The organism is Herbaspirillum seropedicae, assembly GCF_001040945.1.
GTDB lineage: Bacteria > Pseudomonadota > Gammaproteobacteria > Burkholderiales > Burkholderiaceae_D > Herbaspirillum > Herbaspirillum seropedicae.
In genome coordinates this window covers 3847800-3863989 of record NZ_CP011930.1, presented here as the reverse complement: position 1 = coordinate 3863989, position 16190 = coordinate 3847800, and the positions used below count along the sequence as shown (strand labels likewise).

14 protein-coding genes are annotated in these 16190 nt (G+C 64.8%); 6 read left to right on the top strand and 8 right to left on the bottom strand.

Annotated elements, in window-relative coordinates; genetic code table 11:
• Positions 1–33: 33 nt before the first annotated feature.
• Positions 34–1248: a diguanylate cyclase gene (locus tag ACP92_RS16845; protein ID WP_081441915.1), complete on the bottom strand. Its 1215-nt coding sequence runs from the start codon at positions 1246–1248 to the stop codon at positions 34–36.
• 201 nt (positions 1249–1449) lie between these two features.
• On the opposite strand from ACP92_RS16845, the gene dacB reads away from it, so the two are divergent.
• The gene (gene dacB / locus ACP92_RS16840) at positions 1450–2904 is read left to right on the top strand and encodes a D-alanyl-D-alanine carboxypeptidase/D-alanyl-D-alanine endopeptidase (protein WP_013235314.1); all 1455 of its coding nucleotides are present in this window, start codon (positions 1450–1452) and stop codon (positions 2902–2904) included.
• Between the two features lie 17 nt (positions 2905–2921).
• On the opposite strand, the gene ACP92_RS16835 is transcribed toward dacB, so the two are convergent.
• Genes ACP92_RS16835 through ACP92_RS16820 form a run of 4 tightly spaced genes read right to left on the bottom strand, consistent with a single transcriptional unit; the run spans position 2922 to position 5224 of the window.
• Positions 2922–3218, bottom strand: coding sequence for a hypothetical protein (locus ACP92_RS16835; protein ID WP_049788077.1), 297 nt, complete (start codon positions 3216–3218; stop codon positions 2922–2924).
• A gap of 4 nt (positions 3219–3222) precedes the next feature.
• On the bottom strand, positions 3223–3756 hold the full coding sequence (locus ACP92_RS16830) for a TPM domain-containing protein (RefSeq protein ID WP_013235313.1): 534 nt from the start codon (positions 3754–3756) through the stop codon (positions 3223–3225).
• Position 3757: 1 nt separating this feature from the next.
• Positions 3758–4609 carry a TPM domain-containing protein gene (locus tag ACP92_RS16825; RefSeq protein WP_013235312.1) on the bottom strand — a complete coding sequence of 284 codons (852 nt, stop codon included), beginning with the start codon at positions 4607–4609 and terminating at the stop codon, positions 3758–3760.
• Positions 4610–4630: 21 nt separating this feature from the next.
• Entirely contained in the window at positions 4631–5224 is a 594-nt protein-coding gene (locus ACP92_RS16820; RefSeq protein WP_013235311.1) for a LemA family protein, read from the bottom strand.
• A 166-nt stretch (positions 5225–5390) separates the two neighbouring features.
• Here ACP92_RS16820 and pyrF point away from each other — a divergent pair, with 166 nt between their 5' ends.
• Positions 5391–6209, top strand: coding sequence for an orotidine-5'-phosphate decarboxylase (gene pyrF / locus ACP92_RS16815; protein ID WP_013235310.1), 819 nt, complete (start codon positions 5391–5393; stop codon positions 6207–6209).
• 88 nt (positions 6210–6297) lie between these two features.
• On the opposite strand, the gene ACP92_RS16810 is transcribed toward pyrF, so the two are convergent.
• From ACP92_RS16810 to thiL, 3 genes are all read right to left on the bottom strand, one after another.
• Positions 6298–6780 carry a CinA family protein gene (locus ACP92_RS16810; protein ID WP_013235309.1) on the bottom strand — a complete coding sequence of 161 codons (483 nt, stop codon included), beginning with the start codon at positions 6778–6780 and terminating at the stop codon, positions 6298–6300.
• A gap of 133 nt (positions 6781–6913) precedes the next feature.
• Complete coding sequence (locus ACP92_RS16805) at positions 6914–7456, bottom strand: phosphatidylglycerophosphatase A family protein (protein ID WP_013235308.1); 543 nt, start codon at positions 7454–7456, stop codon at positions 6914–6916.
• A complete protein-coding gene (gene thiL, locus ACP92_RS16800; protein ID WP_013235307.1) occupies positions 7453–8418 on the bottom strand; it encodes a thiamine-phosphate kinase in 966 nt (321 codons plus the stop codon). Before thiL ends, ACP92_RS16805 begins: the two co-directional genes overlap by 4 nt.
• 376 nt (positions 8419–8794) lie before the next feature.
• Between thiL and ACP92_RS16795 the strand changes: the two genes are divergently transcribed.
• From ACP92_RS16795 to ACP92_RS16780, 4 genes are all read left to right on the top strand, one after another.
• Positions 8795–11107 (top strand): NADP-dependent malic enzyme, encoded by a 2313-nt coding sequence (locus ACP92_RS16795; RefSeq protein ID WP_013235305.1) that lies wholly within the window; start codon positions 8795–8797, stop codon positions 11105–11107.
• 453 nt (positions 11108–11560) lie between these two features.
• Positions 11561–12934 (top strand): MFS family transporter, encoded by a 1374-nt coding sequence (locus ACP92_RS16790; protein WP_013235304.1) that lies wholly within the window; start codon positions 11561–11563, stop codon positions 12932–12934.
• 106 nt (positions 12935–13040) lie between these two features.
• Positions 13041–14843 (top strand): ATP-binding protein, encoded by a 1803-nt coding sequence (locus tag ACP92_RS16785; protein WP_013235303.1) that lies wholly within the window; start codon positions 13041–13043, stop codon positions 14841–14843.
• Positions 14843–16180 carry a sigma-54-dependent transcriptional regulator gene (locus tag ACP92_RS16780; protein WP_013235302.1) on the top strand — a complete coding sequence of 446 codons (1338 nt, stop codon included), beginning with the start codon at positions 14843–14845 and terminating at the stop codon, positions 16178–16180. The genes ACP92_RS16785 and ACP92_RS16780 overlap by 1 nt, the downstream gene beginning before the upstream one ends.
• The last annotated feature ends 10 nt before the right edge of the window (positions 16181–16190 follow it).

The following is a 16190-nucleotide window of genomic DNA, read 5'->3' as shown; positions in this document are numbered from 1 at the left end:
CGAAGACATCGGTCTTTTTTGCGTCCGCAGGATTCAGCATACCGTTGCCGGCTCGGCGTTGCGGACCAGCGTAGCTTCCCAGACCACCAGCCGGTCGCGGCCATTTGCCTTGGCGCAGTACATCGCATGGTCGGCGCGCTGCAGCCAGACGAAATGCGCCTCCATGTCAGAGGTGAAGGGGACCAGTCCGGCGCTGACGGTGCAACCGTATAGCTTATTGACGCCGTCCTGGCTGGCACGCGCCCGCTCGACCAGGCGCTGCGATAGATGCAGCGCGTCGGCATGGGCGATGTTGCGCAGGATGACCACGAATTCCTCGCCGCCATACCGCCCGATCAGGTCTTCTTTACGTAGATGGATGCGCAGCAGCTGGGCAAAGTTGCGCAACACTTCATCGCCTACCAGGTGGCCATGGGTATCGTTGATGCGCTTGAAATGGTCCAGGTCGAGCAGCAGCAGGAAGGACTCTTTCTGCTGTGCGCCAGGCGCCTTGCGGCGTTGGCTGAATTCCTCGATGAGCAGGCTCTCCCAGTAGCGGCGGTTGAACAGGTGGGTCAGGCCATCCATCTGGCTGACGACCTCGAACTGGCGCGAGCGCTCGGCCAGTTTCTTGGACATTTCGTAAGTGGATTTGCCCAGCGCCAGTGGATAGAGCGCCATCATCGGCAGGCAGGCCAGGATGGTGGGCAGGTCCGATTGCGGCGACCAGTGCGCATCCAGCAGCCACCAGCCCAGCGCGCAGGCGGCGATGCTGGCGTACAGACCGCGCATGAAGAGGCGCAGACCGCCGGCGGCGATATTGTCCATCGACAACATGCTGAGGATGACGGCGCTGGGCACCAGATTGCCTTGCATGGCGGCAATCCAGAAGCCGCCGAAGGCGGCGTCGATCACCAGGTTGCGGCGTTCGGCGCGGTAGGGAATGCGGCTTGCGAGCGCCCATGCGCGCGCCACCTGCGGCCACAGATAGCCATGGAAGACCAGCAGCGCCCACAGCGGCCAGGCCACCGGCTGCTGCACGAAAGCCGCCGCGACGCAGAAGAATCCCACGCCCAGCCCGATGGTGCGCAACAGATAGATGCGTTTGACGAAACGCACGCCCTTGCCGATAAGTGCCTCCGGTGGCGGATCGTCGGGGTGGCCGGGACGCTGGCTGAACAGCGCCAGCGGATTGAGCAGCTCGCGCCAGAGCGCCAGCCGCTCATGCAGCGGCGCGGTCTTGTGCGACGGAGGGGAACTGGAGGGCATGGTGGTATTTTTCTTGGGTCCTGTTCGCCGTCGGGATGGGGCCTCCCTGACAGTAGGCGAAGATTGTCGCATATCGCAGTGACATGCTCATGTCCGCAAGTGATCATTCCTGACCTGGCGCAAGCGGTCGGCGTCGGGCTCCCCCGGGCAAGGCGCAGACGGCTTCCCCTATAATGATGGACCCTCATTCCAGGTTCCATCATGCTTCGTCCTGTGCTGCGCCTCCCTGTTCGCCTTCCTCGTTCCCGTCTGTCTTGCCTGCCCCTGCTGGCGGTGTTGTTGTTGCCCATGGGCCATGCCGCCGCCCAGAGCCTGCCGCCTGCGGTGGTCGGCGCGCTGCGGGTGGCGCATATCCCGCAACAGAATACCGGCGTGCTGGTGATCGATACCGAGGGCAGCAAGCGCGTGCTGGTCTCCAACAACATCGGCCAGCCTTTCAACCCGGCCTCGGTGATGAAGCTGGTGACCACCGACGCCGCCCTCGAAATGCTGGGGCCGACCTTTACCTGGAAGACCCAGGCCTATATCGACGGGACCTTGTCCGGGGGCGTGCTCAATGGCGACCTGATCCTCAAGGGCGGCGGCGATCCCAAGCTGGTGCTGGAGAATTTCTGGCTGCTGTTGCGCCAGTTGCGCGCGCGCGGCATCCAGGATATCCGCGGCAACCTGGTGCTGGACCGCAGCTATTTTGCGCCGTCCAGCTATGATCCGGCGCAGTTCGACGGCGATCCGCAAAAGCCCTATAACGCTGGTCCCGACGCGCTGCTGCTGAACTATCGCACCCAGGCCTTCCGCTTCGAGCCGGATGCGGCCAGTGGTACGGTCTCGGTGAGCATGGACCCGCCCATGGCCGGTTTCACCATCACGCCGCCGCGCCTGTCGCAGGAGCCTTGCGGCGACTGGCAGGGCAAGCTCATGCTCAATAACGACGCCAGCGGCGCCACCTTCAGCGGCAGTTATTCCGCCGATTGCGGCGCGCGCGTGTGGTATGTGCATCCCTATCGCATGAGCAATGTGCAGTATGTGGGGGCGAGCTTTGCGCAGATGTGGGCCGATCTCGGCGGCCGCTTTGCAGGTCGCGTGCTCGATGGGCAGGTCACACCGTCGGCGCGGATGATGGTGGAGGTGCAGTCGCCCGCGCTGCCCGAGGTGATTCGCGACATCAACAAGTACAGCAACAACGTGATGGCGCGTCAGGTCCTGCTCACCCTGGGGGCGGAGATGACCGGCCAGCCTGGCGACCCGGTCAATGCTGCGCGCGCGGTGCGTGGCTGGCTCGGCGACAAGGGCATCGATACCAATGGCCTGGCCATCGAGAACGGCGCCGGGCTGTCGCGCATCGAGCGCGTCACGCCTGGCTTGCTGGCCAATGTGCTGCTGCAGGCCTGGCGCTCGCCGCTGATGCCGGAATTCGTTTCCTCGCTGCCGCTGGTCGGCTATGACGGCACCATGCGCCGCCGCCTGAAGACCCAGGGCGTGGCCGGGCAGGCGCACATCAAGACCGGCACGCTCAATGACGTGCGCTCCATCGCAGGCTATGTGCAGGCGGCTTCGGGCAAGACCTATGTGGTGGTGTTCCTGATCAATCATCCCGCTGCGCCCAATGGGCAGAAGGCGCAGGATGCCTTGTTGCAGTGGGTCTACGAGAACGGTTGATCAGCAGGCCGGCGGCTTCAATCGCAGCCGCCGCCACCGCCATCGCCGCCACCGCCGCCATCTCCTCCGCCACAGTCTCCACTGCTGCCGCCATCGGCAGTGCCGTCGGAGCCGTTGCTGGCATCGCCGGCCCAGGCGGCGCCATTGCCGCCGGCTACACCGGGGCTGGAGTACCTGACACTGTTGTAGTAGGAGGGCGGGCGATAACGCGCCGGCAGCAGGGCGTGCTGCTGCGGCCGCGTCGAGCGGCGCAGGATCAGTCGCAGGATGAAGAACAGCGCGACCAGCGCTAATAGCCAGAAGAGCATCTTCATCGCGTCAGAGCAACAAGGGTTTGTCGGAGAGTTCGTTGTGCATATCGCCGGCGGCATCCGGTTCCCGCGGCAAGACCTTCCTCAGGATCTCGTGCAGGCTCGCCAGCGCCTGCAGTGTGCTGGCTTCATATTCACCCTGGGCATAGCCGGCTGTCATCGCGCGGCAGACTTGCTGCCATTGCTCCCGCGTGACACGGGCATTGACTCCGCGATCCGCCACGATCTCCACCTTGCGGTCCGCCAGGTTGATGTAGACCAGGACGCCGCAGTTTTCTTCGGTATCCCAGATGCGGTAATGCGAAAACAATTCATGCGCGCGCTGCCGGGCGCTGTCGCCGCGTCGCACGGCGCCCAGTGACAGCGCCGCTTCGACGATCACGCGCACCTGGGCGCGATGCTCCCGCTCGCCTGCGCCGATGCTGGCCTGGATGGCTTTGAGCGTGGTGGACGGAAATGCCCGCCGTGCTGCCGCCCGGGTCATGCGCAGGTGGTGCAGCAGGCGTGCAGGCAGGGAAGGGGAGGTATTGTTGTGAGGCATGTCACCAGTCTCCCGAGGCGCCGCCGCCATCAAAGCTGCCGCCACCGCCGGAAAACCCGCCTCCCGACGAGCCGCCGAAGCCACCGCCACCACCTGAGCGCGGCCAGCCGCGTCCGGAGCTGGCCTGGCGGGCGGCTTCATCCAGGATGCTGCCGATGATGACGCCTGCGGTGGTGCTGCGGCCGCGTCCCCAGTCATTGTCATTGAGATTGTTGCGGCTGCCGCGTCGGGACTTGAGCAGCACGCTGAAGAACACCACCAGGAACAGCCCGATCACCAGCAAGGTGATCCAGCCACCGCCATCGCTGGGCTGTGCCGTACTGGCCTGGCGCTTGGACGGTGGCAGCTTTTCCTGCTCCAGCAGGGTGGTGATGGCCGTCACGCCGGCGGCCAGGCCGCCATAGAAGTCGTTCTGCCGGAAGTGCGGGGCGATCACGTCTTCCAGGATGCGCTTGGATTGCGCGTCCGTCAGGCTGCCCTGCACGCCGCGTCCGGCTTCGATGCGCAGGCGGCGCAGGGACTTGGGATTGTCCTTGGCGACGATCAGGATCACGCCGTCATCGATGCCCTTGCGGCCCAGCTTCCAGGCGTCGGCCACGCGGATGCTGTATTGCTCGATGGCTTCGGGGGCGGTGGACGACATCAGCAGCACGCCGATCTGGCTGCCGGTGCGCTGCTCGATCTCGGTGAGCACGCCTTCGAGCGCCTGGCGTTGCTGTGCTTGCAGCAGGTGGACCTGGTCGATCACATGCCCCGACAGCGGCGGCACCGGCACCAGGCCGTCATCGGCGCGGGCCGGGCCGGCCAGGGCCAGCCACGCCAGCAGCCAGCAGCTCAGGAGCAACTTGCGCATGGCCAAGTCCGAACTCCCGGCTTACTTGCCGAAGTTGACCGTGGGGGCGGTCGAGATGGCTTTTTCGTTTTCCACCGTGAAGGAGGGCTTCACTTCATAGTTGAACAGCTTGGCCGTGAGATTGGTGGGGAAGCTGCGCGCCAGGATGTTGTAGTCCCGGACGGCGGCGATGTAGCGCTGGCGGGCCACCGTGATGCGGTTCTCGGTGCCTTCCAGCTGCGATTGCAGGTCGCGGAAGCTGGTGTCGGCCTTGAGCTGCGGGTAGTTCTCGGAGACGGCCATCAGGCGCGACAGCGCCGAGGACAACTGGCCCTGCACTTCCTGGAATCTGGCGAAGGCCTTGGGGTCGTTGAGCACTTCCGGGGTGATCTGGAAGCTGGTGGCCGCGGCGCGGGCGCGGGTGACGGCTTCCAGGGTGTCCTTCTCGTGGGCGGCATAGCCCTTGACGGTGTTGACCAGATTGGGGATCAGGTCGGCGCGGCGCTGGTACTGGTTGACCACTTCGCCCCAGGCGGCCTTGGTGGCTTCATCCTTGGCCTGGAAGTCGTTGTAGCCGCAGCCGGAGAGGGTGAGGGCCGTGAGGGCGATGGCCAGCCAGGCGAAGAGTTTTTTCATTTTGTCATTCCTCGTAGCAAAAAGTGAAGCAAAGGGAGCGCATGAGACCAGAATACCTGCATGAAGTGCCCGATGTTCTGTGAAAACCGCGGAACATCAGTCAAAAAACGAGATTGGGGCAGGCCGGCGCGCTACAATAGCGCATCTTTCAGTTAAAGGCATCACCGTGACATTCATCGAGAAACTCAACGCTGCGTGGACCTCGCGCAATTCCCTGCTGTGCGTCGGCCTGGATCCCGACCTCAAGAAATTCCCGGCCGAGCTGCAGGGCAAGCCTGACGCGATCTTCGAATTCTGCCGCGCCATCATCGATGCCACCGCCGAAGCCGCCTGCGCCTTCAAGCCGCAGATCGCCTATTTCGCCGCGCTGGGCGCGGAAGAACAACTGGAACGCATCTGCGCCTATCTGCGCAGCAATTACCCTGACATCCCCCTGGTGCTGGACGCCAAGCGCGGCGACATCGGCGCCACCGCCGAGCAGTACGCGCGCGAAGCCTTCGAGCGCTACGACGCCGACGTCGTCACCGTCAGTCCCTACATGGGCTGGGATTCGGTCTCGCCCTACCTGGAATGGAAGGACCGTGGCGTCATCGTGCTGTGTCGCACCTCCAACGCCGGCGGCTCCGACCTGCAATTCCTGGAAGTCGATGGCAAGCCACTGTACCAGCATGTGGCGCGCCTGGTGGCCGAGAAGTGGAATACCAACGGTCAATGTGGTCTGGTGGTCGGCGCCACCTTCCCGCAGGAGCTGGCCCAGGTGCGCGCCATCATCGGTGACATGCCGCTGCTGGTGCCGGGCGTGGGTGCGCAGGGTGGGGATGTGCAAGCCACCGTGACCGCTGGCAAGACCGCCGCCGGCACCGGCATGATGATCAATTCCTCGCGCGCCATCCTCTACGCCACGCCGCAGGCCGGCGAGGACTTCGCTGCGGCGGCGCGCCGCGTGGCCATCGAGACGCGCGACGCCATCAACCGCTTCCGCTGATCTGCATCCGAATCGGCCTGCGCATGCATGAAAAAGGCGGCGTCTCCGTGCGGAGCGCCGCCTTTGTCTTGAGCGGGGCGATGCCGCTTCAGTCGGCCAGCAGCTTGAGCAGACCCTTGAGGCTGTGCTCCACCGTCTGGGCGCGCACCTGTTGGCGGTCGCCCTTGAAGACCAGCCGTTCTGTATAGGTCTTGTCACCCACGCGCCAGCCGAAGCAGACGGTGCCGACCGGTTTGCCCGGCACCGCGCCGCCGGGGCCGGCGATGCCGGTGGTCGATACGGCCACGTCCGAACTGCTGTTGGCAACGGCGCCTTCGGCCATGGCCCCGGCGATCTCTTCGCTGACCGCGCCGTGCTGGGCGATCAGGGCTTCGGAGATGTCCAGCAATTCATTCTTGGAAGCGTTCGAGTAGGTCACGAAACCGCAGTCGAACCATTCCGACGATCCGGCGATTTCGGTGATGGCGTGGGCGATGCCGCCGCCGGTGCAGGACTCGGCAGTGGCCAGGAGCAGGCCTTTGGCTTTGAGCGTCTGGCCGACGCGGGTGGCTAGGTCTAAGGTGCTGTCCATGAGTCTCATCCTCAGCTGTGCCGCGATCCCGGTATCGGTAGCGGGCCGGGTCGCGGTCGGTTGATCAACGACGCTAGCATACTCCCATGTCAGGATTTCTTGTATCGGACAGAGGATGATTGTTCACTTCACATCACCAGTAAGTGCGCCAGAACGCAAACACCAGCAGGGTATAGAAGGCCGCCACGATGTCATCCCACATCACGCCGAAGCCGCCCTTGAGGCGGCGGTCGAACCAGGCGATCGGCGGCGGCTTGACCATGTCGAAGAAGCGGAACACCACGAAGGCGGCGAACTGCGTCTTCAGGCTGGCCGGCGTGACCAGCACCAGCACCAGCCAGAAGGCGATGATCTCATCCCAGACCATGCTGCCGTCGTCGGGCGAGTTCAGCGCCTGCCCGGTGCGCTGGCAGGCCCAGATGCCGATGATGAAGCCGGCGGCGATGATGACCAGCCAGTTGGCGGCGGTGAACACCTGCGGCCAGCGGGTGCTGAGCACGGCATAGGAGAGCCAGGCGAAGAGCGTGCCGGCGGTGCCGGGCATGATGGGCGAGAGGCCGCTACCAAAGCCCTGGGCGATCCAGTGGGCCGGATGGGCCAGCATGAAATGCGGTGTGGGCTTGCGTTTTCTGGGGGCGGCGGGCGGCGGCGGGAAGGGCGTGGAAGCTTGGTTCATGAACGGAAATGGTCGAAGGAATCCGGCGTCTCCTGCAGGGCTTCGCCGGAGGCGTCCAGCAGGCGCAGCCCGGGGGCGGCGTCGATGCTGCCGACGCGGGTGACGGCGGTGCCGGCGGCCTGGGCTGCCTTGTAGACGGCGTCGCGCTGGCGCACCGGGGCGCTGAAGCAGAGTTCATAGTCATCGCCGCCGGAGAGGGTGAAGCGGCGGCGCAGGTGCAGGTCGCGCTGTTGCAGCGCTGCGCCGGCGGGCAGTGCGTCCACGTCCAGCGTGGCGCCGACGTGCGAGCGCTGCAGGAGATGGCCGAGGTCGCCGGCCAGGCCGTCGGAAATGTCGATGGCGGCGTGGGCGATGCCGCGCAGGGCCAGGCCCAGCGCTACCCGCGGGGTGGGCGCATGCATGCGCGGCGCGGCCAGCGCCAGTTCCTCGGCGTTGAGCGAGCATTCCTGGCGATAGGCGGCCAGGGCCAGGCGCGCATCGCCCAGCGTGCCTGAGACCCAGAGATCATCGCCGGCGCGCGCGGCATCGCGGCGCAGGGCCTGCTGCGGCGGGACTTCGCCAAAGATGGTGATGCTGATGGTCAGCGGTCCCTTGGTGGTGTCGCCGCCGATCAGTTCGCAGCCATGCGCATCGGCCAGCGCCAGCATGCCGCGCGAAAAGGGTTCCAGCCAGTCGGCGCGGGCTTCCGGCAGCGCCAGCGCCAGCGTGAAGGCGATCGGCTGCGCGCCCATGGCGGCCAGGTCCGACAGGTTGACGGCCAGGCACTTGTGGCCCAGCGTGAAGGGATCGGCGTCAGGCAGGAAATGGCGACCGCAGACCAGCATGTCGCTGGAGATGGCCAATTGCATCCCCGGCGCTGGCGTCATCAACGCGCAGTCGTCCCCCACGCCAAGCGCAGTGCGGCTGTCGGGAGCGGGCGGGCGGCTGAAGTAGCGCGCGATGAGTTCGAATTCGGAAAGCATGCGGGGATTGTAACCAATCCGTCATGGCTTCTGGAGCACAATATCGCGCATCTGCGCCGATGTTGCGCTGCGCACAGGCTTGGTTGCGCTGCATCAGCGCGCTAGGGGTTTTCCCCAATACCATCCCCGGACAGGGACTGGCAGCCTGTGGGATGGGAAATCAAGCTGCGCGCAATTGCGCGTATCACACGACAACCGGACGTCATCTAAGCCTTGAAAGCGCATGTTCGCGAACATCATGGGCTTCGCCTGACAGGCCGCAAAGCCAGTCCCGAAAAGGCTTTGCGCGGGGCAGCATGAGTCCGTCGGCCTATGATTGGGGGCCGACCTCTGCTAGAATCGTCCCTCTTCGCAAGTCAACTAGAGAATACAGAGTATGGATTCGATGATCAGTAAGAAAGAAGAAGTGCGTCAGCAACTTCGTCAGGCAGCGCTGGACTACCATGAGTTTCCGACCCCGGGCAAGATCGCTGTCACGCCCACCAAGCTGCTGACCAACCAGCGTGATCTCTCCCTCGCGTATTCTCCCGGCGTGGCCGCGGCCTGCGAAGAAATCGTGGCCGACCCGCTCAACGCCTTCCGCTACACCGCCCGTGGCAACCTGGTGGCCGTCATCAGCAACGGCACCGCCGTGCTGGGCCTGGGCAACATCGGTGCGCTGGCTTCCAAGCCGGTCATGGAAGGCAAGGGCGTGCTGTTCAAGAAATTCGCCGGCATCGACGTCTTCGACATCGAAGTCAACGAGACCGACCCCGACAAGCTGATCGACGTCATCGCGGCCCTGGAGCCGACCTTCGGCGGCATCAACCTGGAAGACATCAAGGCGCCGGAATGCTTCTACATCGAGCGCAAGCTGCGCGAGAAGATGAAGATCCCGGTCTTCCACGATGACCAGCACGGTACCGCCATCATCGTCGGCGCGGCCATCCTGAACGGCCTGAAGGTCGTGGGCAAGGACATCAAGAACGTCAAGCTGGTGGTCTCCGGCGCCGGCGCGGCTGCGCTCGCCTGCCTGGATCTGATCGTCGACCTGGGCTTCCCCATCGAGAACATCTACGTCACCGACCTGGCCGGCGTGGTCTACAAGGGCCGCAAGGAACTGATGGATCCGGACAAGGAACGTTTCGCCCGCGAAACCGAGGCCCGCACCCTGGCCGAGGTGATTCCGGACGCCGACATCTTCCTGGGCCTGTCCGCCGCCGGTGTGTTGAAGCCCGAGATGGTCAAGCAGATGGCGGCGCGTCCGCTGGTGCTGGCGCTGGCCAACCCGACCCCGGAAATCCTGCCGGAAGAGGTCAAGGCCGTGCGTGACGACGCCATCATCGCCACCGGCCGTTCGGATTATCCGAACCAGGTCAACAATGTGCTGTGCTTCCCGTACATCTTCCGTGGTGCACTCGATTCCGGCGCCACCACCATCACCCGCGAGATGGAGATCGCCACGGTGCACGCCATCGCCGAGCTGGCCCAGGCCGAGCAGTCCGATATCGTGGCCACCACCTATGGCATCGCCAACCTGTCCTTCGGCCCGGAATACATCATTCCCAAGCCCTTCGACCCGCGCCTGATGATCAAGATCGCGCCGGCCGTGGCGCGTGCCGCCGAAAGCTCGGGCGTGGCCGCCCGTCCCATCCAGGACATGGACGCCTATATCGAGAAGCTGGAGCAGTTCGTCTACCATAGCGGCACCTTCATGCGTCCGATCTTCCAGGTCGCCAAGAAGGCCGCCGAGGCCAAGAAGCGCATCGTCTACGCCGAGGGCGAAGAAGAACGCGTGCTGCGTGCGGTGCAGGTGATCGTCGATGAAAACCTGGCCAAGCCCATCCTGGTGGGCCGTCCGGAAGTGCTGGAGCAGCGCATCCAGAAGTTCGGCCTGCGCCTGCGCGCCGGCACCGACTTCGAGGTGATCAACCCCAACTTCGACAACCGCTACCGCGACTATTGGCAGACCTTCCTGGAGATGTCGCGCCGCAAGGGCGTCACCGAGCAGTACGCCAAGCTGGAAATGCGTCGTCGCCACACCCTGATCGGCTCCATGGCCATCCACAAGGGCGACGCCGACGGCATGATCTGCGGCACCTACGGCACCACCCAGCTGCACCTGCACTACATCGACCAGGTGCTGGGCAAGCGCGAAGGCGTCAATGTCTATGCGGCGATGAACGCGGTGATCCTGCCCAATCGCCAACTGGTGATGGTGGACACCCACGTCAACGAGAACCCCAACGCCCGCGAGCTGGCCGAGATCACCATGCTGGCCGCTGAGGAAATGCGCCGCTTCGGCCTGCATCCGCGCGCCGCGCTGCTGTCGCATTCGAACTTCGGTTCCAGCAACAGCGAATCGGCCCGCAAGATGCGCGAAGCCTTGGCCATCCTGCGCGAGATCGCGCCGGAGCTGGAAGTGGACGGCGAAATGCACGGCGACACCGCGCTGGATTCCAAGCTGCTCAATGCAGTGATTCCGGATTCGCCGCTCAAGGGCGACGCCAACCTGCTGGTCATGCCCAACATCGATGCCGCCAACATCGCCTACAACCTGCTCAAGACGGCGTCGGGCAATGGCGTGGCGATTGGCCCCATCCTGCTGGGTTGCGCCAAGCCGGTGCATATCCTGACCCCGTCGGCCACCGTGCGCCGCATCATCAACATGACGGCCCTGTGCGTCATGGATGCGCTGTCGGAGCGTTGATCGCAGGCTAGGCGGATAGGCTGATAGGTTGATGAGTTGCAGGCTCGGCCTGCTTTCCTTCAGACCGTGAAAGCGGCGCATGTCGAAAGGCATGCGCCGCTTTTTCATGGACTCAGCGGTTCGGGATGGATGGATTCCCGGACAGTCGGCAGGGCGGGATTCCGGGAATCCGCATTGCTCGCATTCGGCCTGAGTGCTGGCTCTTGAATATTTCCTGTTGAATCAATGACTTGGCGCGCTCGCGTGGGTCGCCTTGTGCTGGCACGAAGCCTGCAATAAGCGAACAAAACAAAAGCAAGCACGGAGACAGACCCCCTGATGCGGGCCAGCATCGTTGCTACATGGACAGCTTCATGTCGCGTCTCCGCCTGCCTTGTTCCTACCCAAGAAAAGCAAGACGACCCGCTGCCCCCATCCACTGCGGACGAGGTGCGGCCCACACAGGAGATTTCCATGAGTGACACCACGCAAGCGAGCACCCCCTTGAGCGCGGCGGAATACCGCAAGCGCATCTTTGCCATCCTTGGCGCTTCCTCGGGCAACCTGGTCGAATGGTTCGACTTCTATGTCTATTCTTTCTGCGCGATCTACTTCGCGCCGGCCTTCTTCCCCAAGGGTGACCCGACCAGCCAGTTGTTGAATACCGCTGGCGTGTTCGCCGCCGGCTTCCTGATGCGTCCGATCGGTGGCTGGCTGTTTGGCCGCATCGCCGACAAGCATGGCCGCAAGACCTCCATGCTGATCTCGGTGCTGATGATGTGCGGCGGTTCCCTGGCCGTGGCCGTCATGCCGACCTACGCCACCATCGGCGCCTGGGCGCCGGCGCTGCTGTTGCTGGCGCGCCTGTTCCAGGGCCTGTCGGTGGGCGGTGAATATGGCACCTCGGCGACCTACATGAGCGAAGTGGCGCCCAATGGCCGTCGTGGCTTCTTCGCCTCCTTCCAGTATGTGACCCTGATCGGCGGCCAGCTGCTGGCGGTGCTGGTGCTGTTCGGCATGCAGCAGTGGCTGACCAAGGCCGAGCTGATGGCCTGGGGCTGGCGCGTACCCTTCGTCCTGGGGGCGGTCGGTGCGCTGGTGGCCATGTATCTGCGTAGCTCGCTGGCCGAGACCTCTTCGGCAGGCGCGCGCAAGAAGAAGGACGCCGGCACGCTCAAGGGCTTGCTGCAGCACAAGCGCGCCTTCCTCAACGTGGTGGGCTTCACCGCCGGTGGTTCGCTGATGTTCTACACCTTCACCACCTACATGCAGAAGTACCTGGTCAACACTGCCGGCATGGACCCGAAAGTGGCCAACGGCGTCATGACCGGCGCGCTGTTCGTCTACATGATCCTGCAGCCCATCTTCGGCGCCATTTCCGACAAGATCGGCCGCCGTAACTCCATGCTCTGCTTCGCTTTCTTCGGCATGGTCGGCACCTTCCCCATCCTGCATTTCCTCAAGGATGTCAGCAGCCCCGGCGTGGCCATGGCGCTGGCCATCCTGGCCCTGACCATCGTCAGCTTCTACACCTCCATCAGCGGCCTGATCAAGGCCGAGATGTTCCCGCCGGAAGTGCGGGCCCTGGGCGTGGGTCTGTCGTATGCGGTCGGCAACGCCATCTTTGGCGGCTCGGCCGAATTCGTGGCGCTGTCGCTGAAGTCGGCCGGGATCGAGTCGGCCTTCTACTGGTACGTGAGCGCGCTGTGCCTGGTGGCGCTGATCATCAGCCTGCGCATGCCTGATCCGCAACGCGACGGCCACCTCAAGGGCGATGTCGCCATGAACCCGGACGAGCATCAGGGCGAGGCCGATGCCGCTGCCGGCAAGCTGCACAAGCCGGCTTGACCGGTCGGGGCAAGCACCGCTGCGTCCGATGGCGCAGGGCGCGTTATCATGACGCCTTCAACGCGGCGCCCTGCGGGGCGCCGCGCTGCTTTCGACCTTTCTCTTCATGCGCGCCCGACGAAACCTGCTCATCCTGACCTTGTTCCTGGTCGCCACCCTGCTGGTGTGCGGGATCACCTATCGTCTGGCGCTACGCAAGGCCGAGGTGGACCAGAAGACCCAGGGCGCGGCGCAATTGCAGATCGCTGCCCTGGACCTGGAGTCCATCTTGCAGAAATACGAGGCCTTGCCCTTCGCCCTGGGTTTCCAGGCCGATGTGCGGCAGGTCTTGCAGCATCCGGACGATGTGCTGGCGGTAGATCGTCTCAATCGCGCCTTCAAGACCATCCAGCAGCAATCGCAGGCAGTCAGCATCTTCATGCTCGACCGGCGCGGGCTGACCCTGGCCTCCAGCAACTGGGACGATGAATTCAGCTTCGTAGGCCGCGACTTCGGTTTCCGCCCCTATTTCAGCGAGGCTGTGCAGGGGCGGGCAGGGCGCTTCTATGGCATCGGCAATATCTCCAGCGAACCGGGCTATTTCATCGCCCAGCCCATCTATCGCCGCCAGGACCAGGCCGAAGGCGACCTGCCCATCGGCGTCATGGTGGTGAAGGTGGACCTGGCCGAGTTCGAGCACACCTGGCGCAGCAGCGCCGATCCGATCACCCTCACCGATGCCGGCGGCGTGGTGTTCCTGAGCAACCGGCCCGAGTGGAAATACCACAGCCTGCAGGCCCTGAGCCCGCCGATGCAGCAGGCGCTGGCCGGGACGCACCAGTATGCCGACCTGCCCATCACGCCGGTGTCGGCGCTGCCGCCGGCCTTGCAGAGCGGCTTTGGCAGCCATGTCTCGCGCCCGGTGGGGCGGCTGGGGTGGCAGCTGATGCTGTTTCCCTCGCAGGCGCGCATGCAGCGCACGGCCATGCTCTGGACCATGGCCTGTGCGCTGCTGATGTTGGCGCTCGCCATTTCCTTGCTGGCCTGGTACCAGCACCGCCGCCGTCTGGAAGAGAGGATGGCGTCCCGCGACGCCTTGCGCCGCGCCGCCGCTGAGCTGGAGCAGCGCATTGCCGAGCGCACCGGCCAACTGACGGCGGCAAACCAGGCGCTGGAAGCCCGCTACGAGAAACTGCAGCAGACCGAGTCGCTGCTGCGCACCACCCAGAATGAACTGGTGCAGGCCGGCAAGCTGGCCATGCTGGGGCAGATGGCTGCTGGCGTCACGCATGAGCTGAACCAGCCATTGACGGCCATTCGCGCCTTTGCCGACAATGCGGTGAAATTCCTGGCGCGCGGGCAAAGCGCCCAGGCCGTCGAGAACCTGGAGTACATCAGCAGCGCCAGCGCCACCATGGGCAAGATCATCGCCCAGTTGAAGGGATTTGCGCGCAAGAGCGGCGAGGCCGTGGCCTGTGTCGATCTCAGCCAGGCCATCGAGGCGTCCAGCCTGCTGCTGGCCAGCGAATGCCAGAAGCTGGGTGCGACGATCAGCATCGACATCCGCGCTGCCGCCTGTGTGACCGGCGACGTGGTGCGCACGGAGCAAGTGCTCGTCAATCTGCTGCGCAATGCGCTGGATGCGGTGGAAGAGGCCGAGCACAAGCGCATTGCGGTCGTGCTGGAAGTCGCGGGCGGATATGCACTGGTGCGCATCCGCGACTCGGGCGGCGGCATCGCTGACGAGGTCGCACCCCACCTGTTCGAACCTTTCTTTACCACCAAGTCCTCCAGCAAGGGACTGGGCCTGGGACTGGCCATTTCATCGTCCATCGTGCAGGCGATGAACGGCCAGTTGAGCGCACACAATCATGAAGAGGGCGGCGCCGAGTTCGTGGTGCGGTTGCCGCTGTTGAAGATGGAGACCTGATGGACAAGCCAGGCGGCGCAGCCAGCGCCTTATTGATCGAGGACGAGCAAACGGTGCGCCGCGCCACGGCGCAAGCGCTGGAACTGGGCGGCTTTGCCGTGACCGCCTGCGGCAGCGCCGAAGAGGCGCTGCCGCTGATCACGCGCGACTTTGCCGGTGTGGTGGTGAGCGACGTACGCCTGCCGGGTTTGTCGGGACTGGACGTGCTGGCGCGGGTGGTGGCCATCGACCACGACCTGCCGGTGATCGTGGTGACCGGTCACGGCGATGTGGGCATGGCGGTCGAGGCCATGCGCGCCGGCGCCTATGACTTCGTCGAGAAGCCCTTCAGTTCCGATACCTTGCTGGAAATCGCCCTGCGCGCCCAGGAAAAGCGCAACCTGGTGCTGGAAAACCGCCGCCTGCGCGAAGCCTGGGCGCACGATCCGGAATTGCCGCCGCTGGTGGGCCAGTCGCCTGCCATCGAGCGCGTACGCACCCTCATTCGCAGCCTCGGGCCGGCCGATGTGGATGTGCTCATCAATGGCCAGACCGGCACCGGCAAGGAAGTGGTGGCGCGCCAGCTGCATGCCGCCAGTGGCCGCAAGGGGCCGTTCGTGGCGCTCAATTGCGGGGCCTTGCCGGAGACCGTGTTCGAGAGCGAGATCTTCGGCCACGAGCCCGGCGCATTTACCGGTGCGCAGAAGCGCCGCATCGGCAAGCTGGAATACGCCAATGGCGGCACCCTGTTCCTGGATGAAATCGAGAGCATGCCGCTGGCCCTGCAGGTGAAGCTCTTGCGGGTATTGCAGGAGCGCCGGCTGGAGCGTCTGGGCGGCAATGAGTCGGTGGCCATCGATTGCCGCGTGGTGGCCGCCAGCAAGGCCGACCTGCTCAAGCTGGCCGCCGAAGGGCAGTTCCGCGAAGACCTGTATTACCGCATCGGCGTGGTGGCCATCGATCTGCCGGCGCTGAACCAGCGCCGCGAGGATATCGCGTTGCTGCTGGCCCACTTCTGCCAGGCGGCTGCGGTGCGCTATCGGCGCGAATCGCCTGCCTGGAGCGCCGCGCAGATGCAGCAATGGCAGCAGCGCGACTGGCCGGGCAATGTGCGCGAACTGCGCAATTTCGCCGACCGCTGGGTGCTGGGGGTGGAGCAGATGGCGGCTAGCGCGGTCTCGTCGGCCGTGCCTGTCCTGTCGAGCTTGCCCGAGCAGGTCGAGCAGTTCGAGGCCGGGCTGATCGCCGCTGCCCTCAAGGACAGCGAGGGCAGTGTGGCCGTGGCTGCTGAAAGACTGGGCATCCCGAAAAAGACGCTCTATGACAAGATCCGCAAATACCAGCTGGCTGGCAGTTGATCCTGTCCGG